The 25,331-nt window shown below is 48.3% G+C and carries 28 protein-coding genes; 3 read left to right on the forward strand and 25 right to left on the reverse strand.

Annotated features, from left to right (window positions below; genetic code table 11):
- Window positions 1–107 precede the first annotated feature (107 nt).
- The 4 genes from DL346_RS24465 to DL346_RS24480 form a co-directional block, all read right to left on the reverse strand.
- Window positions 108–728 carry a hypothetical protein gene (locus DL346_RS24465; RefSeq protein WP_112885006.1) on the reverse strand — a complete coding sequence of 207 codons (621 nt, stop codon included), beginning with the start codon at window positions 726–728 and terminating at the stop codon, window positions 108–110.
- A complete protein-coding gene (locus DL346_RS24470) occupies window positions 709–1,206 on the reverse strand; it encodes an RNA polymerase sigma factor (protein ID WP_112885007.1) in 498 nt (165 codons plus the stop codon). The genes DL346_RS24465 and DL346_RS24470 overlap by 20 nt, the downstream gene beginning before the upstream one ends.
- Before the next feature lie 255 nt (window positions 1,207–1,461).
- The gene (gene helD, locus DL346_RS24475; RefSeq protein ID WP_112885008.1) at window positions 1,462–3,879 is read right to left on the reverse strand and encodes an RNA polymerase recycling motor HelD; all 2,418 of its coding nucleotides are present in this window, start codon (window positions 3,877–3,879) and stop codon (window positions 1,462–1,464) included.
- 240 nt (window positions 3,880–4,119) lie between these two features.
- Complete coding sequence (locus DL346_RS24480) at window positions 4,120–4,899, reverse strand: TerC family protein (protein WP_112885009.1); 780 nt, start codon at window positions 4,897–4,899, stop codon at window positions 4,120–4,122.
- 268 nt (window positions 4,900–5,167) lie between these two features.
- Between DL346_RS24480 and DL346_RS24485 the strand changes: the two genes are divergently transcribed.
- Entirely contained in the window at window positions 5,168–6,181 is a 1,014-nt protein-coding gene (locus DL346_RS24485; RefSeq protein WP_240633396.1) for a permease, read from the forward strand.
- A gap of 59 nt (window positions 6,182–6,240) precedes the next feature.
- Here the strand turns inward: DL346_RS24485 and DL346_RS24490 are convergent, their stop codons facing one another.
- From DL346_RS24490 to DL346_RS24505, 4 genes are all read right to left on the reverse strand, one after another.
- A complete protein-coding gene (locus DL346_RS24490) occupies window positions 6,241–6,720 on the reverse strand; it encodes a hypothetical protein (protein WP_112885011.1) in 480 nt (159 codons plus the stop codon).
- A complete protein-coding gene (locus DL346_RS24495) occupies window positions 6,707–7,498 on the reverse strand; it encodes a hypothetical protein (RefSeq protein WP_240633397.1) in 792 nt (263 codons plus the stop codon). Before DL346_RS24495 ends, DL346_RS24490 begins: the two co-directional genes overlap by 14 nt.
- Window positions 7,499–7,744: 246 nt before the next feature.
- Window positions 7,745–8,404 carry a response regulator transcription factor gene (locus DL346_RS24500; protein WP_112885012.1) on the reverse strand — a complete coding sequence of 220 codons (660 nt, stop codon included), beginning with the start codon at window positions 8,402–8,404 and terminating at the stop codon, window positions 7,745–7,747.
- 1 nt (window position 8,405) lies between these two features.
- Complete coding sequence (locus DL346_RS24505; protein WP_165822654.1) at window positions 8,406–9,539, reverse strand: sensor histidine kinase; 1,134 nt, start codon at window positions 9,537–9,539, stop codon at window positions 8,406–8,408.
- 234 nt (window positions 9,540–9,773) lie between these two features.
- Here DL346_RS24505 and DL346_RS24510 point away from each other — a divergent pair, with 234 nt between their 5' ends.
- Window positions 9,774–10,562, forward strand: a complete 789-nt coding sequence (locus tag DL346_RS24510; protein WP_165822655.1) for a CPBP family intramembrane glutamic endopeptidase — start codon at window positions 9,774–9,776, stop codon at window positions 10,560–10,562.
- A 58-nt stretch (window positions 10,563–10,620) separates the two neighbouring features.
- Here DL346_RS24510 and DL346_RS24515 read toward each other — a convergent pair whose 3' ends face one another.
- The 16 genes from DL346_RS24515 to DL346_RS24590 form a co-directional block, all read right to left on the reverse strand.
- Entirely contained in the window at window positions 10,621–12,024 is a 1,404-nt protein-coding gene (locus tag DL346_RS24515; protein ID WP_240633399.1) for an MDR family MFS transporter, read from the reverse strand.
- A gap of 150 nt (window positions 12,025–12,174) precedes the next feature.
- Window positions 12,175–12,639, reverse strand: coding sequence for a phage tail protein (locus tag DL346_RS24520; protein WP_112885015.1), 465 nt, complete (start codon window positions 12,637–12,639; stop codon window positions 12,175–12,177).
- A 47-nt stretch (window positions 12,640–12,686) separates the two neighbouring features.
- Window positions 12,687–13,259, reverse strand: coding sequence for a hypothetical protein (locus DL346_RS24525; protein WP_112885016.1), 573 nt, complete (start codon window positions 13,257–13,259; stop codon window positions 12,687–12,689).
- A 107-nt stretch (window positions 13,260–13,366) separates the two neighbouring features.
- Complete coding sequence (locus tag DL346_RS24530) at window positions 13,367–13,972, reverse strand: class I SAM-dependent methyltransferase (RefSeq protein WP_112885017.1); 606 nt, start codon at window positions 13,970–13,972, stop codon at window positions 13,367–13,369.
- 59 nt (window positions 13,973–14,031) lie between these two features.
- Complete coding sequence (locus DL346_RS24535) at window positions 14,032–14,544, reverse strand: DUF4188 domain-containing protein (RefSeq protein WP_112885018.1); 513 nt, start codon at window positions 14,542–14,544, stop codon at window positions 14,032–14,034.
- Window positions 14,545–14,614: 70 nt separating this feature from the next.
- Window positions 14,615–15,127 carry a TetR/AcrR family transcriptional regulator gene (locus DL346_RS24540; RefSeq protein WP_112885019.1) on the reverse strand — a complete coding sequence of 171 codons (513 nt, stop codon included), beginning with the start codon at window positions 15,125–15,127 and terminating at the stop codon, window positions 14,615–14,617.
- 112 nt (window positions 15,128–15,239) lie between these two features.
- The gene (locus DL346_RS24545) at window positions 15,240–16,136 is read right to left on the reverse strand and encodes a phosphotransferase enzyme family protein (RefSeq protein WP_112885020.1); all 897 of its coding nucleotides are present in this window, start codon (window positions 16,134–16,136) and stop codon (window positions 15,240–15,242) included.
- A 129-nt stretch (window positions 16,137–16,265) separates the two neighbouring features.
- Window positions 16,266–17,165, reverse strand: a complete 900-nt coding sequence (locus DL346_RS24550; RefSeq protein WP_112885021.1) for a Gfo/Idh/MocA family protein — start codon at window positions 17,163–17,165, stop codon at window positions 16,266–16,268.
- Between the two features lie 102 nt (window positions 17,166–17,267).
- The gene (locus DL346_RS24555) at window positions 17,268–18,284 is read right to left on the reverse strand and encodes an SDR family oxidoreductase (protein WP_112885022.1); all 1,017 of its coding nucleotides are present in this window, start codon (window positions 18,282–18,284) and stop codon (window positions 17,268–17,270) included.
- Window positions 18,285–18,567: 283 nt separating this feature from the next.
- A complete protein-coding gene (locus DL346_RS24560; RefSeq protein ID WP_112885023.1) occupies window positions 18,568–18,993 on the reverse strand; it encodes a DUF6526 family protein in 426 nt (141 codons plus the stop codon).
- Between the two features lie 40 nt (window positions 18,994–19,033).
- Complete coding sequence (locus DL346_RS24565; protein WP_112885024.1) at window positions 19,034–19,498, reverse strand: SRPBCC family protein; 465 nt, start codon at window positions 19,496–19,498, stop codon at window positions 19,034–19,036.
- 15 nt (window positions 19,499–19,513) lie between these two features.
- Window positions 19,514–19,855 (reverse strand): ArsR/SmtB family transcription factor, encoded by a 342-nt coding sequence (locus DL346_RS24570; protein WP_112885025.1) that lies wholly within the window; start codon window positions 19,853–19,855, stop codon window positions 19,514–19,516.
- A gap of 525 nt (window positions 19,856–20,380) precedes the next feature.
- Complete coding sequence (locus tag DL346_RS24575; RefSeq protein ID WP_112885026.1) at window positions 20,381–21,934, reverse strand: SAM-dependent methyltransferase; 1,554 nt, start codon at window positions 21,932–21,934, stop codon at window positions 20,381–20,383.
- Window positions 21,935–22,002: 68 nt separating this feature from the next.
- Window positions 22,003–22,482, reverse strand: coding sequence for a 23S rRNA (pseudouridine(1915)-N(3))-methyltransferase RlmH (rlmH, locus tag DL346_RS24580; RefSeq protein WP_112885027.1), 480 nt, complete (start codon window positions 22,480–22,482; stop codon window positions 22,003–22,005).
- Between the two features lie 3 nt (window positions 22,483–22,485).
- Window positions 22,486–22,653: a CxxH/CxxC protein gene (locus DL346_RS24585; RefSeq protein WP_112885028.1), complete on the reverse strand. Its 168-nt coding sequence runs from the start codon at window positions 22,651–22,653 to the stop codon at window positions 22,486–22,488.
- Between the two features lie 122 nt (window positions 22,654–22,775).
- Entirely contained in the window at window positions 22,776–24,158 is a 1,383-nt protein-coding gene (locus DL346_RS24590; RefSeq protein ID WP_112885029.1) for a S1C family serine protease, read from the reverse strand.
- 128 nt (window positions 24,159–24,286) lie between these two features.
- Between DL346_RS24590 and DL346_RS24595 the strand changes: the two genes are divergently transcribed.
- Window positions 24,287–24,520, forward strand: a complete 234-nt coding sequence (locus DL346_RS24595) for a hypothetical protein (RefSeq protein ID WP_112885030.1) — start codon at window positions 24,287–24,289, stop codon at window positions 24,518–24,520.
- Here the strand turns inward: DL346_RS24595 and DL346_RS24600 are convergent.
- Window positions 24,489–25,295 carry an MBL fold metallo-hydrolase gene (locus DL346_RS24600; RefSeq protein ID WP_112885031.1) on the reverse strand — a complete coding sequence of 269 codons (807 nt, stop codon included), beginning with the start codon at window positions 25,293–25,295 and terminating at the stop codon, window positions 24,489–24,491. The genes DL346_RS24595 and DL346_RS24600 overlap by 32 nt on opposite strands.
- Window positions 25,296–25,331 lie beyond the last annotated feature (36 nt).

Here is a 25,331-nt window from a genome sequence, read left to right on the forward strand (position 1 = left end):
CCCAAATTTTCTATATTATAAACCGAAAGATACGGCGATTGCACAGTACGGCAAATCCATCCGAGCATACAACAAACCACTCCATATGGAGTGGTTTGACAAAACCCTTATTTTTGCGGCGCCATATTGTTGTAAATGCGCGTTGCATTTACTTTCCCCGTGCTTACATCATCCGACGTGAATCCGGATACGATGTTGCCGACTTTGAATTCTTTTTGCAGCAGCTCATCGGACGGTTCAGCGGCTGTCGGACCGTCTATGCCCATGATGGTTTCCGGCGTAACGGTTACCCACAAATCGCCAACCTTGAAGCTTTTGCCGTCCGCGCTTACTTCCGAAATAACACCGTCAATATTGACGCGCACTTTACCCATGATAGGAGGCTTCGTCGCTTCAGCCGGTGTCTCGGATGGAGTCGTGGCCGCAGGCGCGGTCGCAGGCGCATTCGATGCCGTTTCCGTTGGCGTTGGTGTCGGCGTTGGCGCCGGCGCATTTTGACTCATCGCGTAAATGCCGATCGATAATACCGCGCACGCCGCGATGCCGACAGTCCAACCTGTTAACTTTCTTTTCATTGTTTTTTCCATGTGCATGCTCTCCTTTAGATTCGTTTTATTAGGTTGCGTTGTTTTCTCCATTTCCAGCATCAGCTTTTGATAAGTCGCCTCTTTGAAGTCCTCGCTGGTTTTTACATGGGACATCGCGGATTTATAAACAGATTTCTTCATCCTCCAGGCCTCCGATCTTCTCTTTTAAGAGCTGTCGTCCTCTGGCAAGCCATGTTCCTACCGTTGCAGGCTTGGCCTGCAGAATAACCGCAATTTCCTGGATCGAATATCCCTCGTAGTAATGCAGATGAATTGGAATGCGATATTTCTTGTCCAAAGCGAGTACGCTATGCAAGACCTCATTCTCTTCCTTCGGGAGGTAGCTCAGGTCTTCGGGAACCGGGTTTCTGCTTTTGAACCATCCGGCTTTCAGCATGTTTTTGCTTTTATTGATGGTCGTTCGGATCAGCCACGCTTTTTCATGTTCGCTGTTTTCAAATACAGGGCGTTTTTGCAAATAGGCGAGAAAAACGTCCTGCGCCACTTCTTCCGCGTCCGTTATATTTTTCAAATAGGCAAAGGCGACTTTGATCATGCTTTGCGAATATAAATCCAAGGCCCTTCGTACAGATTCATTGAGCTCATATGAATTGTACACCTCGGCACCCCCTTTCACTTTAAATACAACTCAGCGCCCAATTATTTTTCATGGCGGCCAATTTTTTTTAAAAGCTCTCATTTCAAACGCCTACATAGCAGTAGACGCAAGAAAGCCCGCAAATTATTGCAATGGCGAACATGTAAATAAGTCCAACCCTGAGCGAAAACGCCAAAAAGGCAAGTTCCCGTACCCGCATGCGGGATTGGGAACTTGCCTTTTAGATTACGCTTGGGCTTCTTGCTCATTTGATCCTCATTGCCTGACCTCGTACAAAGACGATTCCAGTGCTTGAATGAATGGCGTCCACTCTCCTGCCGCATAGAGCCGGAGCCGATGCATGGCGCGCGTGCACGCCGTGTAGAAGAGCTTGCGCTCGTTTTCCCGGTTGTACGTCAGGGAAGAAGCATCGTAGATCAGCGCGGCATCGAATTCAACGCCCTTCGCGAGATACGCGGGGATCACCAGCGTGCCTTTCTCGAAGATTGGCGTCTTCTTCGTTACAAGCTTCAGGTCCTGACAGTCCTGGGCAGTCAGGAGCTCAAATGCATCATTGCCCTCGGCCGCCGTTTTCGTAATCACGGCGATAGATGCGAAGCCTTCCGCCTGAAGGGCCGCAAGATCCTCCGCTATTCGCGCTGCCAGCTGCTCTCTGCTGCCCGCCTTCGAGAGGAGCGGCTTTTTCCCGTTTCTGTCGAACGGTATGATTTCCTTGCCGCCTGGCAGCAGCGGCTTCGTAAACTCGACAATCTCGCGGGTTGACCGATAACTGCGAACAAGGCGAATCAGGCTCGTTTCCGACTCGCCGTAGAGCCGGATTAGCGGCGAATCCGCGCCGTGCAATTCCGTCGCCTGAGTGAAAATGGCCTGGCTGAAATCGCCGAGTACCGTCATGCGGGCACGAGGGAACAGTTTTTTGAGAAATTCGTATTGAAACATGGAGTAATCCTGGCCCTCATCGACGAAAATATGCCGTACCTCCGTATTCGTCCGAACGCCTTCAACTAGCTCCTTTAAGTACAGGTACGGGGTCGCATCCTCATAGAACAGCTCTAGCCGGCCCAGCTTCTCCTTGGTTTGCCCGCAGATTTCCGGCCAAAGCTCGGGCACCAAGGACTCATCCGTCATCCTCCGGTAGGCCTCTTCCTCGCTGAACAGCTGAACATACAGCCCTGCCATATCGATGAACAGCATCCGCTTCACGCTTCGCCTCAGCGGTTTAAAATGCTCCTTCACAATCATGCGCCGCAGCATTCCTTCCTCCCGCTCCGCAAAATCGAAGTCGCCTTCGTCCCGACGGCTCTTGCCGTTCATCCTCTCTCGGGCTTCTTCATAAAGTTCGGCGAAATCAAAGACGCCCCGTTCTTTGTGCAGCTGGTTATAAACCTCGGCGTACTGCTCTTTATCGAGATAGTTGAGTTCTTCCTGTACCCATAGCGCCTCCTGCTCCTTTCGCTCCAGCAAGGTCAGCTTCTTCAGCAGCCACTCTTGCAGTTGAGCGACGCGGTTGGCCAAGAGAATAGAGGAATCATAGCTGTAAAACTGGGTTTTCATTTGTTCTGCCGTAATCAGATCGCGGTCCCGCAAACGAATGCCGTTAAACCGCATGCCCTCTTGCCCCAACCACTCCGCATAATGCTGGAGAGCCTGAAGGAAGTCCGCAGATGCTTTGTATTGGATCCCATTCAGCCGGGCCTCGTACCCTTGCGACGATTGCTCGGTCAGCACGTATTCGATTTGATCGAACGAATCCTCTAGAGACCATGTCGTGCCGACCCCGTATTCCAGGTACTCCTGGAACGTCGTCTGCTGCATGTTTTCTTCGCCGAGCTCGGGAAGCACCGTGGATACATAGCTATTAAACATCGGATTAGGGGAAAAGAGCACGATTTGATCGGCCTTGAGCCGATCCCTGTGTTTGTACAGCAAGTACGCCACACGCTGCAGAGCCGCAGAAGTCTTTCCGCTGCCGGCCACCCCCTGCACGATGAGCATCCGGCTTTTGTCCTCTCGGATAATGGCGTTTTGCTCCTTTTGGATGGTTGCCACGATGCTCTTCATCTCGTTGTCCGCGCCCTGACCGAGCGCTTGCTGCAGCAATTCGTCGCCGATCGTTACACTCGTATCGAACACGTTCTGAAGCTGGCCCTCGCGGATCTGGTACTGCCGTTTCAGCTCCATCGTTCCTGTGACGCGTCCGCCCTGCGTGTCAAATCCGGCTGATCCAGGGGAATAGTCGTAGTACATGCTCGCAATTGGCGTACGCCAGTCGTAGATAAGAAAGCTCATGCCATCCGTATCGACGAAGGAGGATACGCCGATATAGACCTGCTCGCTGAAGTCCAGTCCATCCTCACGGAAATCGATGCGCCCAAAGTAGGGCGACGACAGCAGCCGTTTCATGTTTTTCCATTGCTGCATGCGCTGCCGGTGGCTGCGCTCCCGTTCGGATAACAACGCCTCCTGCTGCTTGATGCTATAAAAAGTCTCTTCTATGTCTTCTTCCGTGCTCGTGTTGACCGTAACTTCTTCCCAAAAGCGTTTGCGGATGTCCACCGCCTGATCGTGCAGTCCCGTCACTTCCGGCTCCAGCTCGGAGATTCTTGCTTGCAGCTTATCCGTAACCAGCTCCAGCCGCTCCTGTTCTTGCTTCCAATCATTCGCGTTTATCATTCTCCTTAACATGCCCCTTTCAAAATGAAATCAGAAGAAAAAGAACATTTGACAATCCGAGCAGCAATGTGGTAAGATTAAAGTGTAGATAAAATGCAATAATTATGATCATTTACAAAAAAGTAAACAGCAGTTCTCTAACTTTATCACAAGCGCTCATTTTGTGCAATTCTTTATATCAAAGAGCCCGGCAAGGTTGCCGGGCTCCTTTTTCATTTATGGGCAGTCCTTATGCGGGACCTACACTTGTTGATCTGCCTGCGATTGTTTTTTATTCGCCGGCGCAAACCATCCAAGAAGGGCTATCGCGACCAGTACGCCATAGAAGATCAGCGACCAGCCTGTGCTATGCGGGAAATCATGATCTAACACACCGATGTCTTCATGTGCAAGGGTAATCACGGCGAGCTTTACGCCAACCCAAGCCACGATTGCATACGCCGTGGTTTCTAGAGCAGGTCGCTCCCCAAGCAGCTTTACAAACCAGGCAGCCGCGAATTTGATCAGGACAAGCCCAGCGATTCCGCCAAGCAAGACAACTATGAATTGTCCTCCGTCCATCCCTCCGAACTCATCAAGCGGCGAATCCGGAAGACCCAGCGCGAGCGCTACCGCGGCAAGAATCGAATCAATCGCAAAGGCAAGATCCGCAATAGCGATTTTCCCCACGGTTGGCCAGAAGCCATTTCCTGCGGCATCCTTCTTTAATTCCTTTTGATTGTTCTCGTTCTCTTTGCCGAAGCGCGCCTTGATGATGTGCTTTAGCCCGAGATATAGAAGATAAGCGGCTCCAATCGCCTGAATTTGCCAGACATTCGCAATAAACGAGATCGCAAACAGAGCGGCGAATCGGAATACGAAAGCCATAATGATTCCGTAATTGATGGCTTTCTTCTTCTGTTCATCCGGCAAATGCTTAGCGATAACCGCCAAAACAAGAGCATTATCCGCCGATAGCAAGCCTTCCAAACCGATAAGTATCAATAAAGCCCATGCATACTCCAGCCAAAGTGACTCCAACTTGAATTCTCCCCCTACATCCGTGTTAAATTGGACAACGTTATGTTTCGCTTGACCATCAATAGATATACGAAATAACCTGCCTATGGAGTTCAAATTTTTTCCGAGCTTCTCAATTGACTCCTTCACCTCATAGGACTCATTTTCTATGATATAATCCTAAAAGGTAGACTTTGAGAAATCATTGACTGATCATATGGAGGTAGTCCTATTGCAAGAGAGTGGTTTGAAATTGCGAACCGAACCCCGTGCTGCTCGGGCGGTTATCATGCTAATCGTGTTTCTGCTGATCGCTGCATTGGGTTTGATGTATGTGAAATGGTGGCCGTATTATCATAAAGCATTAACTGCGGCAGACACGCATTCGATCGGCAGCTCCATTCTCGGGAAACCGGCTGCGCACACCGGTACTCCGACGTGGAACGATGCGGTCGATTACGCGGAGACCTATTTCAAATCCGTTTGGAAAGCGGCCGTACTAGGTATCTTGCTTGGCTCTCTCCTACAGGTTTTGATTCCCGTGAGCTGGCTGCTGCGTCTGTTTGGCAAATCGAATTTTGCGAGCGTGCTGTGCGGTGGACTAGTTTCGCTTCCGGGCATGATGTGCTCCTGCTGCGCGGCTCCGATCGCCGCGGGAATGCGGCGCAAAAACGCGTCGGCGGGCGCTGCTCTCGCCTTCTGGATCGGCAATCCTTTGCTTAACCCGGCGACGCTTGTGTTTATGGCATTTGTGTTATCGTGGAAGTTCGTCGTACTGCGCGTCGTATTCGGAGTTCTCTTGACGTTCGGCATCGGCTACATCGCCAACCGACTGATGCGAGGCCATGAATCGGAATTGCAGCCGGGTCTCCTATCCTCCGGCGTATCGGCGCCAGAACCGGCATCAGCTCCCTTCTGGAGCCGATGGATGAGCAGCCTCGGCAGCATGCTGCTGCATGTCGTTCCAGCTTATTTGATCGCTGTTCTCGTGCTCGGGGCAATAAAAGTTTGGCTGTTTCCAGTGTCCTTCGGTCCCGCCGTTGTCATGATCCTATTGTTTGCAATAGCAGGAACGCTGTTCGTGATTCCGACAGCTGCGGAAATTCCGATCATTCAGTCATTCCTTGCGGCCGGCGTCGCGATCGGACCCGCAACCGCGTTGTTAGTCACGCTTCCTGCGGTTAGCCTGCCCTCCTTGTTGATGCTGTCGCGTGCCTTTCCGCGTAAAATCTTGCTGCTTGTGCTTGGCACAGTTATCACTATCGGCATCGCCTGCGGGTTCATCGGCGAGCTTTGGATATGAACGAACAGGGCTGTCCTCTAGTCTCTAAAGAAGACTTGCAGGACAGCCCTTTTCTTTGTTTATGACGATGCGGGCTCCATTGCGTCCCCCACCGAGATGGCCCGATATTGCCAAAAAATATTACGTATTTCATCAGACTGTCCTTCACCGCAATGGACAATCACTGTAACTTCAGGCAGCGGCCTGCGCGGAGAACGAGCGATCGGACGCTCCCCTTTCCACATTCTAACCAGGCATACCGCACCGAACCCAATCAGCATTCCTATAAAGGCATAAATCAGCCCCCACGCAATGGGACCCCATTTCAATTTAAATCCAACGCTTGCTCCGATAACGCCTAAGGCCGTTGCAAGAGCCGTACCAATCTCGAATCCCCTAACTCTAATATCCTCCGCCCGAATGAGAAGCTCATGCGGATTTTTATCATAGAGATCCATTGGTATGACCAAGATGCTTTCTTTATTAATACCTTTCTTTTCCAATACCGCCAAAGCTTGTTCGAGTTGAAGAGTATGCTCGAAAGTACTAACAATGAGCATGGTCTTCCTCCTCCCTCTGGAAGAATCGGTGAATCATGCCGCCTCTATACTGTTCAACGAAAAACCGCTTTTGTTCAACCATGAACAGATGATTTTGGTCAACGGTTTGCGTGTAGGAGTAGTATATCGATCCCCCTAATACCGAGGGCATGAACAGCAGCCACTGGGGGTTGAGGACGGCGATCGATTCCGCTATTCGCCCGGAAAACAACAAAAATAACGAATCATAAGCATGTGCCATTGTGCCTTTTATCCACCACCAGGCGATGGCGTAAATCCCAAGAAAGATGCGTTGATTATACAAAAATCCAAGTCCGGGAAAGAAGAAGGACCACATGGCGGCCATGATCGGATTTTTTCTCTCCAGAAACTGAATATCAAAGTTGGTGATATGCAGTCTCGTCATTGGCGTGTTTTCAAGTTCCGCTAAGTGGCTGAGCCGGTTCATGGTGAAGGCCGTGCGGTAGCTGCTCCACATGGAAAAAAAATAAACGATCAAGTAACCATACATCCACCGGGGCTCGAGCACCGATTTTGCCAATTCGAATTGTCCGCAAAATGTATATACCATGGCTTCGTTCACATGACCCAGCGTATTGATTGCCACTTCCGACAAAGTAAGCAAAAGGCCGCGCGCGTATTGATTCATGAGCACATGACCAAAGCCCGGAAAAGCAGCGGACAGCCACATGACAGTAAACGGGCTACGCCGCCATATATAGGTCATACCGTTGCCGCTAAGCAGCATTCTGGATTTTCGTGGGCTGTACTGGAACAAGTTAATCTCTCCGGCAATGAATAATGTCGTACAAACACATGCTGTGCTTATCTTTTCACCATTCTTGCCTATCAGCCTATGCTTCAAACACAAGCCAAATAAAACTTCGCGTAACATTCAAATGACGAAAAGAGCCTGCCCCATTAACTTGGGAGCAGGCTCTTTTTAACTTCGCGGCGCTGACCTAAAAAGCGTTCTGCCGATATAATCGCCCATTGGAGCGAACCCTCCGCGGAGTGATGCACCTCAATTGAGCAGGTTCTCATCTTTCACTTTCAGAACGGCGTGAAGCCGATCGGTTACCTCAAGCTTCGAATAGATCGTCGAAATATAATTTTTGACGGTTCCCTCCGACAAATAGAGGTTTCCGGCAATTTCACGGTTATCCTTTCCGTCAGCGAGCAATCGCAAAACATCAACCTCTCTTTCCGTAAGTCCGTATCGAGGCTTTTTCTCCTTCTCTTTTTTCGGTTTACCGGCAGTTCCCCGACTTGTCCATTCAGCCACCATTATTTTTGCGATATCTTGCGGAATCAATGTCTCGCCATTGTTCACCAGACGAATACTAGCTGCCAAGTCCTCAGGCTGCATAGCCTTAAGCAGGTATCCTACGGCCCCGGCGGAAAGCGCCTCTTTGACATAATCCATATCGTGAAATGTCGTAAGCATAACAACGCGTGCCGTTGGGTGATGCTTGGTAATATGCCGTGTCGCCTCAATTCCATCCAACACGGGCATGTGAATGTCCATTAACACTACATCCGGTTCATACTGCTTGCACAACTCTACCGCTTCCGCTCCATTAGCCGCAAGGCCAACGACCTCAATGTCTTTCTCGCTTCGCAATACAATGCGTAGACTGCCCCGAATTAAATCTTGATCGTCGGCGATTAACACTTTTATCATCCTAAACAGCCTTCCTATTCTTAAGCGGCAGCTGACAGTATACGGTCGTTCCGCTGTTCTTAATCGACTTTACTTTTAATTCGCCCTGATACGCTTCAATCCTCTCCTTCATCGCCGAGAGACCGAATCCATAGCGGACCTCCTCCATACCGCGGCCATTATCCTGGATGCCAAGAGAAAGCGAATCCAGCATGATGTTAAGCGAGATCTGGATATAATCGGCGCTTCCGTGGCGTTTCGCGTTCGTTAAAGACTCTTGCAAGCACCTAACAAGCGTCATAGTAATCGGCAGCGGAACCGAGATATCGGGCCCGTCGGCTTGGAACTCAATGTTTGTGCCTGTATGAACGGCAAACTCGCCGGCAATTCTCTTTAACTGAACAGCCAGCGGCTCTCCCCCTTTCTCGGGAGCAATATGATGAATTTGGTTCCGCATTTCATCCAGGCCTTTCCTGCTTACGCTTCTAAGCTGATTGATGCTTGCAGGAGCCTCTTCCGGAGCTTCGGCAATGATGTAAGATAGAGCATCGAGCCCCACGATCACCGACGTTAACGTATGACCGATGGTATCATGCAATTCCCGCGCCAGCCGATTTCGCTCTTCCAAAAGCGTTATGCTCTCCACTTGCTTGGCATAATGCTCAAGCACTTGGCGCTGACGTTCATTTTCTTCCAGGAGCGATAACATTTTTCGTTGGGTATCAAGGATCTTCCAGATTCCGCATCCCAAGCCAAAGAAGAAGAAGCCTTCGATAATGGACATGGTGAATGATGACAAAGGTCGAACGACCGCCATCGCGATTGCCGGAATAATGGAAAACCAGATCCATAGGGGAATTCGGATTCTTGACGAAGGAGTCACGGCCGCGGCGCACATGGCCGGAATTGCGAGATAGGAGAAATATTGCCCTACTGCGTAAGAGGCGCTAATAAGAAACAACCCGCCAAACAAAAGCTCTGTTACCGGGTATGCCCAAGAGGGTTTATGTAAGGTCTTCATCCATACGAGTTGCGGGATCACGCCGACAAACAGGCATGATAGGAGAACGACGTACCACGTCCAATCCTGGGTTTTATACGCATAACCAAGTAAAAAGAGATGAAGCAGCACCCAAATGATTCTAGTATAAAACAATGCTCTTATTCCCCAATGAATATTATGGGCGGTAACCATACCTATTTCGTTCCCCTTCCCTGACCTTTATGCTTACCATCATACCATGGTCGAAACGGGAATAGACTCCCTTCAGTCATGGTTCAGTCATATATGACTAAGGGGGCAAATACCTTACTGCACGCACTAGGGCGAATTTCCGGCGAATTGCATAATAGGGGTATCCAAAACAATCAAGCGAGGAGAAGATTGAAAATGGTATCGAATATGCAAAGGTTTTTAAGAAATCACCCCTTCCTGTTTGCCTTCTTTGCCCTGATTGCCAGTCGTGTTGCGGGGTTGGGCACGGTTGCGATTATCCAGCAATTACAGCCGGGCATGAATATTAAAGATGATCTCGGTTGGCTGCTTATGTTTCTTTATGCCAGTGTCATAGTCAGTCTTGTTTACTGGACGAATACGGCAAATGAAGTTGGACTGAAGAAACCGAGTTCTGCAAAGGAATGGCTGCTAGTGACGCCAATGTTAGCTCTCCCTCTTATGATTTTTATAGAAACCGGCATACAGTCCTGGGGTCTCGCACAGAATCTTGTTCTTGCCATAGCTGCCATCGGGGTTGCCATAAATGAAGAAGTTTTGTTCCGGGGAATCTTGCTTCGCGGCTTTATGAAATGGGGTTCATGGGTCGCGATCCTTGTTCCGAGTGCATTATTTGCCTTTGCGCACTCTACCAATGCTTTTATCGGCGGCGACGCAACGTTTGCCTTGTACCAGACAATTTGGACATTTGCAAGCGGAGTCACTTTATCTGCGATGAGACTTCGTAATAACAGCTTATACCCTGTCATCGTGTTCCACATCATACTGGATGGTGTCGAATATTTCTCGACCGGTGAGTATGGGGTTCACGCCGAAGCTATATCATCGACTTGGCTTCAGCTGTTTGCTGCCGTGAATATCATTCTTGCCGCGTATTCCCTGCTTCTATTTTACAAGCGTAACAAGCGAAATGCGATCGAAACAGCCATTCCTATTGGTACTTGATTATATTAAAGGCCATCCATTTCAGGATGGCCTCTCCAAGTGAAAGTATGCTGACCTCTTACCCAGCCACACTAGACTGCGGCTTACCGGATTCCTTGCGTTGCGACGGCAATAAACCGACAACCAGCACGACAGCGATTGATATGATAAAAATGGAGATAAAGACGACGTGCATGCCATGAGCGACTTGCTTCGTCTCGAGCCCTGCCGCCGCGTTATTGAATAGCGTGCCGAACATCGCAACGCCAACGGTCTGCCCTAACGCGTTCATGAGCGAGTTCGTCGAGGTGGCAACCCCCCGCTTACTCCAATCTACGGCGTTCTGAATCAGTACCAGAATCGGCGTCGTCAATAAGCCCATGCCGAAACCGATGACGATCAGTATCCCGACCAAGTACGAGTATGGAGAATCCGGATCGATCAGCATGAGCCATAAGCTGCCTGCCGCAACGATGAAAGCACCCGAGATGATAAAGAGACGGGGCCCATACTTGAACATCAGCCTTCCCGTCATCGTAGCCGCGAATGGCCATGCAATGCACATCGGCATTAGCGTGAACCCCGAGTTCGTCGCGCTGTGACCAAGTACGACTTGGATCCATTGAGGCGCGTACACCATGACACCAGCTGTTATGGCGAAGCCTAAAAAGCTTAGCAAGTAGATAACGCGAATCTCTCTCGTTTTGAACAACTCAAGCGGCATCATCGGTTCCTTCACCCGCGTCTCCACGAACAAGAACAGCGAGATGAAGACCGCCGCAATGCACAACAGCCCAATGATCAGAGCGGAATCCCACGCATACTTCTCACCGCCATTAAGCAGCGCGTACAGGAGTGCCGTTAGACCAATCGTGAATACGATCGCGCCGATGAAGTCAATATTTTTCGCTTTCTTCTCAAACTTCTCATGCAGAAATCCGACGACGAGAATGAAGGCAATCACGAACACGGGCACGTTCATGTAGAAAATCCAGCGCCAAGAGATGTAGTCGACGAATGTCCCTCCGACAAGCGGACCAAGCAATCCCGCCACCGACCATACGGAGGCGAATATCCCTTGAACCTTCGCCCGTTGCTCTCCCGGGTACAAATCGCCGACGATCGTGAACGTTACCGGCGTGAGCGCCCCTGCGCCAAGCCCTTGAATTGCGCGGAACCAGATGAGGGCGGTCATGCTCGTCGCCGCTCCGCATAAAATCGATCCGATCGCGAAGATGAGCAAACCTGCCGTGAACACCGATCTTCTTCCATATAAGTCCGCCAGCTTACCGAAGATAGGCGTCGCGACGCACATCGTCAGCGTATAAATCGAGAATACCCAACTGATCAAGCTAAACCCGCTTAACTCCTTCGTAATATGCGGCATCGCCGTACTGACGACCGTTGCATCTAACGCACCGATGAACAGTGCAGCCAGCAGGCCGATCGTTACGATCTTGCGGTTCGTTGTTTGCTGTATCAACTCTGAATACCTCCTAAGTAAGCTTTTATTACTGAGATATCCTCAAATCTATTCGCCCTCGCCGAAACAATTCCTCCCGCTGCCCTATTGGCGATCACGACAAAAACCTCTATTCCGCCATTCGGAATAGAGGCCTGCGCTTTGTTTATTTCAGTACTCGCCCTTAATTACAAAAAACGATCCCCGAATCGTCCCGGCAAGTTTAGATTTCTGCCTAGCGAACTTAAACTTCCCTTCCAGCTCCTTCGGTACTTCCATTCCCTCGGAAAGCTTAAAACCAACGGCCCGCTTCTTGGGGTCATCGATCGTATATAAAACGTTGACCTCAAGACCATCCTCATAAAAGACGTACGCCCATCTGATGTTTTCCACTAGGAAAAGCGACGTTTCCAAAGGTTTAGCCGCAAACTCAATGCCGCGTTCTTCTTTTAAAACCCGGTTCACATAATCAAGGGTGTCTTGGCTTTCGCTAGCCGGTACGACCGTAAATTCATGCTTGTATTTGTTCATAAAGTAACGGGCTTCATTCGCACGCAAACCGGCAAGCGCATCTACTACAGGCGAAGACTCTAAACCAACCGTAGACACATCTTTAAAATCAACGATATAGGACACTTCCATCCCTCCCAGGGCTAAGATAATGGCGTTCTCATAGTCTAGTATTAACAACGTTGCTGCGAAAAAATCCGAAGTATTTCGTCACAATAGGTAACCGACTCCAAAATCTTATCACTGATTGGCTTCATAAGCTCTTTATTTGTTATGACTTCGGGCTTAATCTTAAATCCGTTCTGCATTCCGCCATTTTCGTAATCGTTATTTCCATTCTGACCACGATAGGCCAACTCTTCAAATACGTCGCCTTGTTCTTCATATAGCGACTCAAGTTCATGAATAAAGATCATATCAGGGTTTAATTCCAATGCTCTGTTCAAGAATCCCCTTGAACAACCGTTTGTCCCTGCTATGCAAAGATAAGTTCCATGTACATTCCAAACGTTTAATGAAGAAACATGATCAAACGTTCCGTTTTGAAAGCTGTCAGCCCAATCCAAAAAGGCCTGTCTGCCAAAAGAATACTCGGCTGTGGCGGGCATCGTTATTAGCGAGGGGATATTCATAACCGCTTGTCTGTAAGCATCGGCCAATGTCGGGCGTTCTTTCGTATCTCCAACGAAAATCAGTTCATGAAACTCGCTCGGAGAAAAACCAATAATTATATTCTCTGCTCTCACCAAGGCATTCCATCAAATATTCCATACAGCCGTGAAACCAGTAATTTTGACCAAGCATCCCCTCACAAAGCACCCTTGTGTTTGGCAACGCTTTTTTCATTTTCCTATCACCTCTTTCGAGAATCAAGAATAAACATAGATGCGTCATGGCCCATGAATAGTTTACTTCCCGTATAAAAAGTTTCGGATTGAATATCCCTGTATCCTATTTTGGTCATCATGTCGGCCAGCTCTGCTTGATTGAATCCGTTATGAACGAGATCTGAATCGATTTTTTCATTTTTATTAAAATCTACGATTAGCAAATGCCCTCCTTCATTCAGAACCTCAAACAACCTTGATAAAACGAATTCGACGTCAGGAATATGAAGCAGAACCTGAGCCATGAAAATGTAGTCGGCATGAAGCTCCGATAAGCCTTCCTTTTCAAAATCAAAGCATAATGTATCTACATGCTGAAGATTAAAATCAGAAATTTTTTGCTCGATTTGATTAATCATGTTTGGCGATGTATCCAGAAAAAGCACCGAATTAAATTCGTTTAACAAGTCCATTCCGACAAGACCGGTTCCACAGCCAAAATCGATGGCATTCTTGCTTTTAGCGTCAACTAAATAGTTGCGAATGGCATCCGATGATACCTTTGCAATTTGGATTCTTTCAGGAGTGTCATATAGGTTAGCTATCATATCGAACTTATCGGTATTTCCCATCGTATCCCTCCATCCCTAGGCTTGTCTATTGACTTAAATCAATGCGCGTAAACATTCCCTTAACGACGAGGCCGCTCTTCCGGCGTCGGGACGGCAGGCTCATTCTCTCCACCCATGCGGCGGCGCGACGTCTCCATTCGGCCGGTAGCCGGAATATGCTCCGCCACCTTTGCAAGGCCAAACACCGGCATGTTTCCATAAATACACTCATAATCGCCGGCACGGACTTTGTAGGTTTCATGGTAGATCCCGACTGTTCCATCGGTTCCGACACTGCGATTAAACTTCCGCCATGCCTGAAGATGCTGTCCGCCGCGGGCATACGCCTCAAGCTGCTCATACGAATCCCAATATTGGAGCAGATGCACGCTGCGCCACCCTACCATAAACTCGGTACCCCGGAAGCCGAGCTTCTTATTGGTATAAAGTTCTTTCAGCATCGGTCCCATTGCCAGAAACACGGGCAGCCACTTGTGTACAGCCCATAACCGATTGACGCGCATGCCAATTAGGAAAACGACGAAGTCGCCCTCTATACGAGCTGTGTATCTACCTGGTATTACTTTTCCCATTACCTTCATCTCCTTTAAACTTTTATTTATTAATCAATAAATCAAAGCCTAAAAAGTTGGAGAAGGCTTGTTAGTCCTTCTCGCAGTAAGGTAAAAGCTCTGGCAGCTCCAGTACTTCCGACACTACCGTAGCCATCCCGATGCCAATGAAAGCAGACGCCTGAAAACCAGGCTGCGGTATTTGCGCTTGCTCGAATTTCTCCTTTACCACCTTATGGATATGGGCAAAGCCTTCCTGCACCTTCTTGCGAATGACTGGCTCAACCGTCGTAAAAGCCTGCATAGACAGCAATGTTTCGTCTCGGTGTGTTTCTAACAGCCCATAGAACGCTTCGCCCATCCGGTCCTGCAGGTGCTCAGTCGGCGCCTCAACCTCCCTGAATATGCCTGCAATACGATTGACGGATTGCTCCAAAACTGCAATGAACAGCTCTTCCTTCGTTTTAAAAAAATGAAACACATACGGCTGAGTAACCCCCACTGCTTGAGCTATATGTGCCGTAGTAGTTTTATAATAACCCTGTTTGGCGAAGACGGATACTGCTGCTTCGATAATTTGCTGTTTGCGGTCCTCTTTAGCCACTTCTCGAACTCCTCATTTATTTATTAATTAATAAATACATGAAAGGATGGTAAATGTCAATAGTTCCCTTCCGCGTTAATGCGGAAGGCTCCTCTACTCGCTCCTATTTCATTTAACTAAATGCAATAGCATCCTGACCCATCAATGGTGAGCGCTCCAACAATTTCTTGATGATCCAGCCATCGTCACGAGTGCCTTCCTTCAAGTGCCTACATGCACCCTCAATGAGTCCCGCCCACCACATTGGCGTTAGCAACTCCCACTCCTCTGGCTCAAGGGGCGATACTTCATCGTAACCATAAACAACCTCGTCGTACTTTCCACGCCACGAGAGAGCAAAATCGCCGACTCTATGATCCCAATGCGCAAGTTCAAAGTCGAGAATACCGGATAGCTTTCCTTCTTGGAATCGTAAATTCCATGGTGTAAAATCACCGTGGATCACGATACCAGGGCGGGAATGAAGCTTCAGCCCCTCCACTCGTTTGCGAGCACGCTCTAGGTGCCACCGCAGGACTCGTATTTCCTCTGGTCTCTTCATTTCATTTTCTGAGAGCAATAGATCTAACTCGTCGTCAAAAAGAATCTCTTCACACCGCCGCCAATCCTTACGCTGTCCAATTCCGCTGAGCCCCCTGAGATCAGCGTGGAACCGAGCCATTAGGCGTCCCCTTGCACGCTGTTCGGCTGCCGGATTCTCGACGGAAGGCGGTTCACCGTGAAGATAAGGGAACAACCCCCACATTTGACCCCCAAACTCAATCGGACCTTCAATGACAGCTGCAACAGGCCAACCAAGCTCAGCAACGCTTTTGAGCAGACTCACCTCATACTGGATATCATCAATGTGAATTGCATTGGACCAGAGGCGTAAAACTAGGCGTTCGTTGTTAAAGTTTACAAGCCAATGCTGATTGAGTCTCCCTCCAAGCGGGGCGGCCACATTGATTTTAAACTTTTCTAAGATTTCATCATTTGGGAGCACCGGATCTGAACTCTTATTCACCATTCATTCCCCCATATATTAAGTATTAATTTCATACCGTATCCTTTATAGAGCGAATTCGAAAGGCACCCGCTTGGGTGCCCTGTTATGTTCTTGAATGATCCAACAATAAATATAACGCGGTTTAAACGCTTATTTAAGGGTTTGAACAACCTTCTCTGCAATTTGATGTCCTTGTAAATCTCGATCATAACCATCATAGGATTTTGATCCATTGTTTACTGCTTCAATAAAAGCTGAAACGACTCCATGAAAGCCTCTTTTATAAAGCGTTGGCTCCCAATCATTAGATCCGTAATTCAAAATTTGTCTATCTTTATGCGTAAAAATTTCGTTTACATTTTTTACAACCCTTGTTTCATTGCTGCTCATAACTTCTACTTTTTCTTCTGAGGTCCCAGCTTCACGGTTCATAATTCCAATTGCTGTTCCTTGCTCGGATTCAAGCTGCAGGATGACGTGGTGCAACAAACCATCCACTTGTTTTCCGCTTATCCTTATATTGTCAATTTTGTATGGAAACAAATAAAGCAAGGTGTCGATGACATGAATAAAGTCATCGAATACAAACGTACGTAAATCAGAGGCTTGATGACCACGATTTTTTTGCATAATGATCAAATTGGGGTTCTCTATTTCCTTCAATTTTTGATAAGGTGGCGCATACCGTCTATTGAAGCCTGCCATCAATACTAAACCTTTGCTTTTCGCCTTCTCGACCAACCTTTTAGAAGATTCGCCATCGGAGGTAATAGGTTTATCAACATAAACATGAACATCGTTATCGAGCAATTTATTTATAATCTCTTCATGAGAAGCAGTAGCAGAATGGACAAAAGCCGCTTTTATACCGCTTTTTAACAACTCATTCATATCAGTATATGTATAGTTTATTTTGCACTTAGCTGCCGTTTCTCTTAAAACCTTTTCATTTCTAGTGCATATATATAGCTCAATCCCTTCCATTTGCGTTAATACCGGAAGGTAAGCTTTCTTAGCAATATCTCCAATACCAATCATTCCGATTTTCATTATATCACCTCCGCGTTTTCCGTAACGGCAAGTTTTTAGGCCGTCCTTCGGCGGGACGGCCTAATTATATTTGAGAGGCAACGAATACTGTTTTGTTGTGAACTATTCTGATATGGATGCCGCAGCTATCTGCAATGCATGAATCACCTTATCGCACCAAATATCGAACTCTTTATCTTCCTTCTGATGCTCAGGATGGGATAGTATATAGTCCACAGTACGCTTAATCCCTTGGTCAAAGCGCGTTGTTGCTACAAAGCCGGGAACTAGTCTTTTCAGCTTAGAATTATCGAAGACAACGGAATTCGCCTTATCGCCGATTAATCCACCCCGATAATCCTGTTTGCTGCAGGCAGCCAAGAACTCAGACGAAACATGGACCGCTTGAAGCTTTATGCCAAGAGCGTCGGCTATCGCCTCGTAGACTTGATTCCAAGTAACGGTTTCATCGGAGGTAATGTGAACGGATTCCCCAATAGCATGAATATTGCCCATTAAACCGATGAAGCCTTTTGCAAAATCGCTGCTGTGAGTCATCGTCCAAAGGGAAGTTCCGTCTCCATGAATAATCACGGGTTTGTTTTCCAGCATGCGTTTGGCTACTTGCCAGCTTCCATTTTTCCCATGCACGCCAAGTGGTATGGAACGTTCATCATAGGTGTGACTTGGCCTCACGATAGTAATGGGGAAGCCCTCATCACGGTATTGCTTCATCAAATATTCTTCGCAAGCGATCTTGTTTCTGGAATATTCCCAATAGGGATTAGAAAGTGGAGTGCTTTCCGTAATGCGATAATCCGATAGAGGTTTTTGGTAAGCAGAAGCGGAACTAATAAAAATAAACTGCTTCGTTTTACCGTGGAATAAACGGTAGTCTCTTTCCAATTGCTCGGGATGAAAAGCGATAAAATCCGCCACGACATCAAAGTTCAAGTTATGGATTAGCTGCGATACTTTTTCTTCGTCGTTGATATCCGCTTGAAGAATTTTCACGTTAGCCGGAAGGCTCGCGTTTCGATTGCCTCTGTTAAGAAGGTACAGTTCACACCCTTCTTCCGATAACTGCTTAGTGATTGCCGAACTAATCGTTCCCGTGCCTCCAATAAATAACGCTTTCATATCACACCTCCGCAAGAATGAAAAGTATAGCTCATGTCCTATCGTGCATATGTAGACATTACTAGTATTCTATCTGGGATTCGCTACTCCTTTATGGTGAATAAAACTTGCCGTTACTTATGATACGGTTCTCCGCAAAGATAAAGAAACTGAAACCCGCTACGCAGTTCATAACGGTTTTCAGTTTACTTATTCCGAATTAGTTCAACTTCAGCATGTCCATATGATCCTGAATCGCATGAGCCTACATCTTGGCTACTACATGTAGATTCTCGTGCATACTCTACGCTCTGTAGTAATCGCCTTTCCAATCTTTAATTGCTTTTTTAATATCATTTGGGCTTAAACTTTCCGATACCGCTTTTTTACAAAGTTCAACGAATTCTCTATCACTAGCAAAACGCAGCGCAATAACTTGTTGAAGTGTAAGCCTTGAATCCAGCGTTTGTCCTGTTAGCACATAGTGGCGCAAGTTTTCTTCCGCTCTGATCGCCCGATCCTGAGCTTTCATTGGATAATTTCTGATAACAAAAAAGTTAATAGTAATGAGATACACAAAAGTAAGCAGCATAAGAATGCTAGAGAGACTTAGTCCCTCTTTGATTACATAAAAGATGTTTGCCACTAACATAGCCAGCAATACTAAAGGTAAAAAGTAGTGAAATGGCGGATGATATCTGCGATGATTAGCTAAATTTTGTTTTGTCATGATCATTCTCCTCTTTTCAATCTTTCAGAAAACACATTTTTTAGACATTTAGTTCCAGGTATTTCTTTAAGTTGCCACCTAAAGAACTGCTCCAGCCATTATTATGATTTTCAGCTTCATCCTTTGTAGAGAAGTTCTCATGCGTGACTAATAGTTCAGTTCCTTCACCTTGTTCAAGAAATACGATTGTAACAACCGTATCCGCCTGATCCTCGCCAGAGCCTTCATGCTCCCACTTCCAAGTAAAGACTAGCTTCTCATTAGGGATAACCGATAAATAGTTGCCGCCAATTATATGATTTGATCCATTAGGAGCTAGCATGATGAAACGGTAGCCTCCTCCTTCAACAACATCCATTCGATCAATGGTAGTTGTGAAACCTTCCGGGCCCCACCATTGCTTCAACAGTTCTTGTTTCGTCCACGCTTGAAATACTCTTTCTCTATTAGCCTTATAGCTATAATTGATTTGTAGTGTAAATTTGTCTGCTTGCATTGTAATCATAATTATTTAGCTCCTTTATTCATATGTCGTATCTTGGTCCAGAAAGCGTTCGAGCCTCGATAGTTGCGAAGTCCAGAATTGCCGTAAATCCGTTAACCATTCATTGGCACAGTCAATTGATGCTGGATTTAAATAAAAATAGCGAAACCTCCCCTCTTTCCGCACTGAAACTAAGCCAGCTTTTTCTAAAACCTTCAAATGCTTTGATACTGCAGGTAAAGACATTTCGAAAGGCTCGGCTAGTTTCATGACTGTCATCTCGCCTTTGGCTAACTGTGTAATTATTGCTCGTCTCGTCGGATCGGAAAGAACTGAAAAGACATTATTCAAAATTTCACCATCACGACACTTAACCATGTGGTTAAATGTATCATTTGTCTATTCGCTTGTCAATCTATTCACATTTCTAATACTGGCTCCACATTAAATGATTCTCAATTTGTAACAAAAAATTGCATGCTGGTCTATTGGATCACAGGAGCGCTCAAAATTTTCGTTTTAAAATAAACAAAGCGATCTTCCAGTGACGAAAGATCGCTTCTTCCCAACTCTATTCAACTCAGTCCCCTTTGCGGAACAGCGGCACGACCTCTCCGTAGGTGGAGACGCCGTAGTTGGCCAGATCGCCGATCTCCGTGCCCGTCAAAAATTTGCGTCATTTGTGGTACGGTTCACCGTATGGACTCTTCATACTTCTTCGTGACGTTCTCCAAACGTATTACGCTCATGGCAACCACCCTTCTGGTTTCAACGCTAGGCATTTTTTTATTGTCCTCTTTGATTGTGTCAAAAGTTCGATCTACTTATGATATGGTTCAGTTACCGCGGCTATCGGCGAAAGAATGTGGACCCTTCAAGAGCGTCGGTGAAACCAGACATCATTCACTCTTTAATCAGACTTAACAACGCCATTGCCTCTTCATGACCTGGATCAAGCACTAGTAACTCGCGCAAGTAATTCAATGCCTCTTTGACTAACTCTAACTCAAAACAACAAATAGCTAGACAATAGTATACGGTCGATACGACTTCATCTTGTTCTTCAAGAATCGATATTTCCAAAAACCGTTTGGACTCCTCGTACATGCTCATCTCAAACAGTACCACACCCGCATCAAGCGCAAGATCGTAACGCTGCTCCATGACGTAGTACGAGGACCACATCTGCTGTATGCCTGTCAAAAGATCCTGCTTTTCTTCATCATTCATATCCGAAATTAGACTAGAGATCCGCTTCGCGCTTTGAATGAAAAATTCCGCATCGTATCCGCCCAAACGCCAAAAACTTAAGATTTGTTGCAGACCCATGCTTTCTAAATTGCGATCTACCCATACCTTCATGCTAAAAAATTCGTCAGGTCCAAAGCGTTCGATAAACCGACGATAAGCTAATCTCGTTTGGGAATAGCCCATCGTTTGTTCCAAATTGAGAATGCAACCAACATTAATACTTTTATAATGATGCGGTGGAAATAACGCCGCTGCTCCTCTTTGTTTAAAGACATATTGAATCGCATGGTAGTTTGCCGTTAAAGAAAAGCTGCCGTGCAGGATCAGCTCCGGCGGCTCTGCGGATTTCCAGTTATCAAGCAAGTGATTTCCTTTATCGGCCGTGACTAATAGAAATCCATTCTGCGACAACTTGTTTAGTCGCTCTAAGCAATTCAATCCTACGACAGGGAATAAAACGTACGAATCTTCGAGTTGCTCCTTATAGACGGCAATGACATCACGGTATGGATAGATTTCTTGTTCGTACTCCGGCGCCAACCGATGCTCATAACTTAAAACGATTTGATCTAGTAATTCCGATGGTTTCATTGAATCATGATGCTTGAGATATTCGACGTTCACGTCCGCTTCATAAATCTGTCCATCGCCTATATAAAGCAACTCTTGTGGGATGCTGTCAAAAAAGTAGTTGGCAACGATGACTAACGGTTGTTGTAAGTCACCTTGACGAATCATTTCGTCTGACAGTACGAGGTTCAGGGATATATCATGGATAGCATCAAACCGCGAGAAGTCCAGAATCCCCTCGGCAATAAAGGCTTGCAGAGCGGGATGATCCTTCCAAGCCCGAACATTGTTCATCGCTATGTCCGTCATCACATAACGGAACGTAGGCAATACGATCCCTGCGTAATCCCTCAACCGGCATAACTCGCGCAACACATGGTAAGCAAATCGCCCGGCTCCCGCTCCAAGCTCCACGATCATCACGGGCTCCGAACCATATCCCTTATTCGCCCGATCTTGAAGAAAACCAAAAATCATTTCTGCATATGCGGTCGCGATCATCGGATTGCTCGTTATGTATTGCGGCACTTGATCGTTGTTCCAAGCCTTCAATCCTTCTTCTTCGTAATATTGCCTCTGTAGGACCCATATCGGTGCATCGCTGAAGCGATAACGCTGTTTTTGATTGACTGTCATTAAAACTTATCCTGCTCTCTGAGATTGTTGAACCTTGGGGGCTTCTATATTATCTCCAATAATTTGCGTCATTTATGATACGGTTCACCGCGGTTAATCTTCACCGCCCGATACACCTGTTCCAGCAACACCAGCCGCATGAGCTGGTGCGGCAAAGTCATGCGCCCGAAGCTCAGCTTCTGCTGGGCGCGCTTCATCACGGCGGGCGCGAGGCCGTTGCTCCCGCCAATAACAAAAGCCACGTGGCTCCGCCCATACGTGGCTAATGAATCGAGCTGGCCGGCGAGGTCCTCGCTCGACCACAGCTCCCCGTCCAGCGCCAGCGCGATCACATGCGCATCCGGCTTAATAACCGACAGCAAGCGCTCCCCCTCGCGCTCGCGGACCATGGCCTCCTCGGCGGCGCTCATCGTCTCGGGCGCCCGCTCGTCCGGCACCTCCGTGAGCGTGAGCTTCACGTACGGACCAAGACGCTTCGCGTATTCGGCGATGCCGAGCACGAGATATTTTTCCTTCAGCTTCCCGACGGCCGCAATCTGAATATGCATCGGCTACACCACCAAATACTCGGCAATGTGGTCGCACATCTCGCACGTGGCCGGCGCTTCCCAAGCCGTGAATTTCGTCTTCACCAGATCCACGATATCAGGTGCATCCTCGTACTCATCCACGAATTTATCAATGGCCAGCTCCACATGCTCTTTGCATACACAATACATCGATCCGATCCCCCATACTAGTTATGTTCCACATAAGCATCCACTCACGCAAAGAGATCAGCCCGTCGTAACGCAAGCCAACACTTGGCCTGCACGGGCTGATCCGCATTGCGACTATACCGTTATTCTTCCGTCTTCTCCGTCAGCTTAAACGTTGTCGACAGCTTCTCGCCGTTACGGTAGAAGGTGATTTCAATCTCATCGCCGATCGATTTCTCGTAGTACAAATACTTGCGCAGCTCCATCGTACTGCTGATCGACCGGTTATCCAGCTTCACGATGATATCGCCAAACGCCAGTCCCGCTTCCGCAGCCGGACCGACCGCCTGCAGCACGATGACGCCTTGGTCGACGCCCTCCGGCAGCTTCAGATCGCCCTGAGGAAGCGCGATGCCCTCGTCTCCGCCCGGCACAATGCCTTCGCCGGATTCGGAACCCGCTGCTTCATCATCGGAAGAACCGGCATCAGCACCATTGCCGCCGGCATCAGGCAACGCAGCCGCAGCCTGCTGGGACAAATACACCTCAAGATCCATCGTATACACGCCTAGATAAGGGCGTTTCACTTTCCCATACTCCAGTAAGCTTTGCACAATCGGCATCGCAATATGCGAAGGAATCGCGAACCCGACGCCTTCCACGCCGTACTCGGCGATCTTCATGCTGTTAATGCCGATCACGTTGCCGTCCAGATCGATCAGCGGACCGCCGCTATTGCCTTGGTTAATGGACGCATCGATTTGAATGACTTCCTGTTCCCAGTCGTAGTTGCCATCCTGGCTAAGCGAGATAGGAATAACCCGCTTCGTCTTGCTCACGATGCCCATCGAGAGCGAGTCGCTCAGACCGAGCGGATTGCCGATCGCCATGACCCATTGTCCGGCACGCAATTCATCCGAGTCGCCGATTTCCGCCACTTCGTCGATACCGTCCGCATCGATCTCCAGAACAGCCAAGTCCGTGATCGCATCCGTTCCGACAATCTTCGCCTCGCGCGTCTCGCCGGTGCTCAGCACCGCTTTAACGGCAGCCGCACCTTCAATAACGTGATTGTTCGTAATGATATGCGCTTTGCCCTTCACCTTCTCGAAAATAAAGCCGGAACCAACCGCTGCCTGCTCCAATTCGGAACCTTCCCCTGCATCGGTGCCTCCGTCAGCCGCGCCGTCCTCAATCTGCGCCTGCTCATTGATAATGCTGACGACGGCCGGACGCATCTTCGCCGCGGCGGAGATCGTTTTCTCCAGCGGATCGCCGCTCATTCCGACGTTGGTGACACCGGATACGGCCGAAACCGCTTGCTCGCCGCGCTCGAAGCCTGTGAACAAACCAAACGCCAACACGACCGCGAGCGCACTTACCACCGAAGAAGCAGCCGCCATGCGAACGGGTGTCCAAGTCCAGCGGAAGCCGCGTTTGCTGAACGATACATCGCGGCTGCGGCCTGTCGACCGAATGCGGCGCGAGACACGCGTGGAATAAAAATCATCATCAAATAAGCTCATCTATAATCGCTCCTCTCGATACCTTCCGGGCATCAGAGATCATTATTTTACGAATCTAGGAATGATATCGGTAGAACAGTCTACAATAATAATAGAAACCTTTAATCAAAATGAAGGAGCGAATCCCAATGAAGCCGAGAACCTCCCGCGCCTCATCGCAAGCCTTGGATCATCTCAATCTGGTAGCCAAGCTGGCTGACCTCAAAGAGGATCATTACCGTGCCTTGCTCACCCTCAGCGCAATCACCGAGCTGCTTATCGAGAAAGGACTGCTTGCCCCGGAAGAGCTCGAACGCAAAATCGCCTCGCTCGACAGCGAGATGGACGAGCTTATCGCCTTCTCACTTCATCCCATGCCGTAGACCGGTCATGGTACGTTTCCCGCAGCGGATGCTCGTCCTTCTTGAAGAAGAAGCCATTGTTCTCCAGAATGCCGTTCACCGTCAGCTTGGCCAAATCCATCATGTTATGATCCAGGCTGAGATGTGCCAGATACACCCGCTTCGTGCGGTCCGTCATGAGCTGGCAGAGCGCCTCGCCCGCCGCTTCATTGGACAAGTGCCCAATATCGCTCAAGATCCGGCGCTTAATGTTCCACGGATAACGCCCCATCCGCAGCATATTCACGTCATGGTTCGACTCCAGCACCAGCACGTCGGAATCTTCAATCATCGCTCGCACTTTATCGCTCACGTAGCCAAGATCCGTTGCCAGACTCAGTTTCACATCATCATCTTCAAAAACATACCCGACCGGCTCGGCCGCATCATGCGAAATCGCATACGAGGTCGTCCGCATCGCGCCGAATTTCGCCGTCTCGCCCGTTTCCAAGATCACCCGCTGCTCGCATGTAATCTGGCCGACGTGGCGCTCCAGCGCGCCCCATGTCGCTTCATTCGCATAAATCGGCACATTGTGCTTTCTAGCGAAAGCGCCAAGTCCTTTTATATGATCAGAATGCTCATGCGTTACGAGAATCGCATTGATCTCATGACCGGCCACGCCTCGCTCCCGCATGAGCTCCTCGAGCCTTTTCGCGCTCATACCAGCATCGACGAGAACGGTCGAATCCTCGCACTGCACGATCGTGGCATTTCCTGTCGAACCGCTCCCCAGTACCGTAAATCGAAGTCCCATGCTGCTCAAAACCTGCCCTTTCCCCATAACCAACGC

Source organism: Paenibacillus montanisoli (assembly GCF_003268025.1).
Classification (GTDB): domain Bacteria; phylum Bacillota; class Bacilli; order Paenibacillales; family Paenibacillaceae; genus Paenibacillus_Z; species Paenibacillus_Z montanisoli.

What these genes read in the sequence shown, in the direction of transcription:
- DL346_RS24465 (WP_112885006.1), bottom strand. Translation starts at nt 728, where the DNA reads ATGAAGAAATCTGTTTATAAATCCGCGATGTCCCATGTAAAAACCAGC.
- helD (WP_112885008.1), bottom strand. Translation starts at nt 3,879, where the DNA reads ATGATAAACGCGAATGATTGGAAGCAAGAACAGGAGCGGCTGGAGCTG.
- DL346_RS24485 (WP_240633396.1), top strand. Translation starts at nt 5,168, where the DNA reads ATGCTAATCGTGTTTCTGCTGATCGCTGCATTGGGTTTGATGTATGTG.
- DL346_RS24490 (WP_112885011.1), bottom strand. Translation starts at nt 6,720, where the DNA reads ATGCTCATTGTTAGTACTTTCGAGCATACTCTTCAACTCGAACAAGCT.
- DL346_RS24500 (WP_112885012.1), bottom strand. Translation starts at nt 8,404, where the DNA reads ATGATAAAAGTGTTAATCGCCGACGATCAAGATTTAATTCGGGGCAGT.
- DL346_RS24510 (WP_165822655.1), top strand. Translation starts at nt 9,774, where the DNA reads ATGGTATCGAATATGCAAAGGTTTTTAAGAAATCACCCCTTCCTGTTT.
- DL346_RS24530 (WP_112885017.1), bottom strand. Translation starts at nt 13,972, where the DNA reads ATGGGAAATACCGATAAGTTCGATATGATAGCTAACCTATATGACACT.
- DL346_RS24535 (WP_112885018.1), bottom strand. Translation starts at nt 14,544, where the DNA reads ATGGGAAAAGTAATACCAGGTAGATACACAGCTCGTATAGAGGGCGAC.
- DL346_RS24545 (WP_112885020.1), bottom strand. Translation starts at nt 16,136, where the DNA reads ATGGTGAATAAGAGTTCAGATCCGGTGCTCCCAAATGATGAAATCTTA.
- DL346_RS24550 (WP_112885021.1), bottom strand. Translation starts at nt 17,165, where the DNA reads ATGAAAATCGGAATGATTGGTATTGGAGATATTGCTAAGAAAGCTTAC.
- DL346_RS24555 (WP_112885022.1), bottom strand. Translation starts at nt 18,284, where the DNA reads ATGAAAGCGTTATTTATTGGAGGCACGGGAACGATTAGTTCGGCAATC.
- DL346_RS24560 (WP_112885023.1), bottom strand. Translation starts at nt 18,993, where the DNA reads ATGACAAAACAAAATTTAGCTAATCATCGCAGATATCATCCGCCATTT.
- DL346_RS24565 (WP_112885024.1), bottom strand. Translation starts at nt 19,498, where the DNA reads ATGATTACAATGCAAGCAGACAAATTTACACTACAAATCAATTATAGC.
- DL346_RS24570 (WP_112885025.1), bottom strand. Translation starts at nt 19,855, where the DNA reads ATGGTTAAGTGTCGTGATGGTGAAATTTTGAATAATGTCTTTTCAGTT.
- DL346_RS24575 (WP_112885026.1), bottom strand. Translation starts at nt 21,934, where the DNA reads ATGACAGTCAATCAAAAACAGCGTTATCGCTTCAGCGATGCACCGATA.
- rlmH (WP_112885027.1), bottom strand. Translation starts at nt 22,482, where the DNA reads ATGCATATTCAGATTGCGGCCGTCGGGAAGCTGAAGGAAAAATATCTC.
- DL346_RS24585 (WP_112885028.1), bottom strand. Translation starts at nt 22,653, where the DNA reads ATGTATTGTGTATGCAAAGAGCATGTGGAGCTGGCCATTGATAAATTC.
- DL346_RS24590 (WP_112885029.1), bottom strand. Translation starts at nt 24,158, where the DNA reads ATGAGCTTATTTGATGATGATTTTTATTCCACGCGTGTCTCGCGCCGC.
- DL346_RS24595 (WP_112885030.1), top strand. Translation starts at nt 24,287, where the DNA reads ATGAAGCCGAGAACCTCCCGCGCCTCATCGCAAGCCTTGGATCATCTC.
- DL346_RS24600 (WP_112885031.1), bottom strand. Translation starts at nt 25,295, where the DNA reads ATGGGACTTCGATTTACGGTACTGGGGAGCGGTTCGACAGGAAATGCC.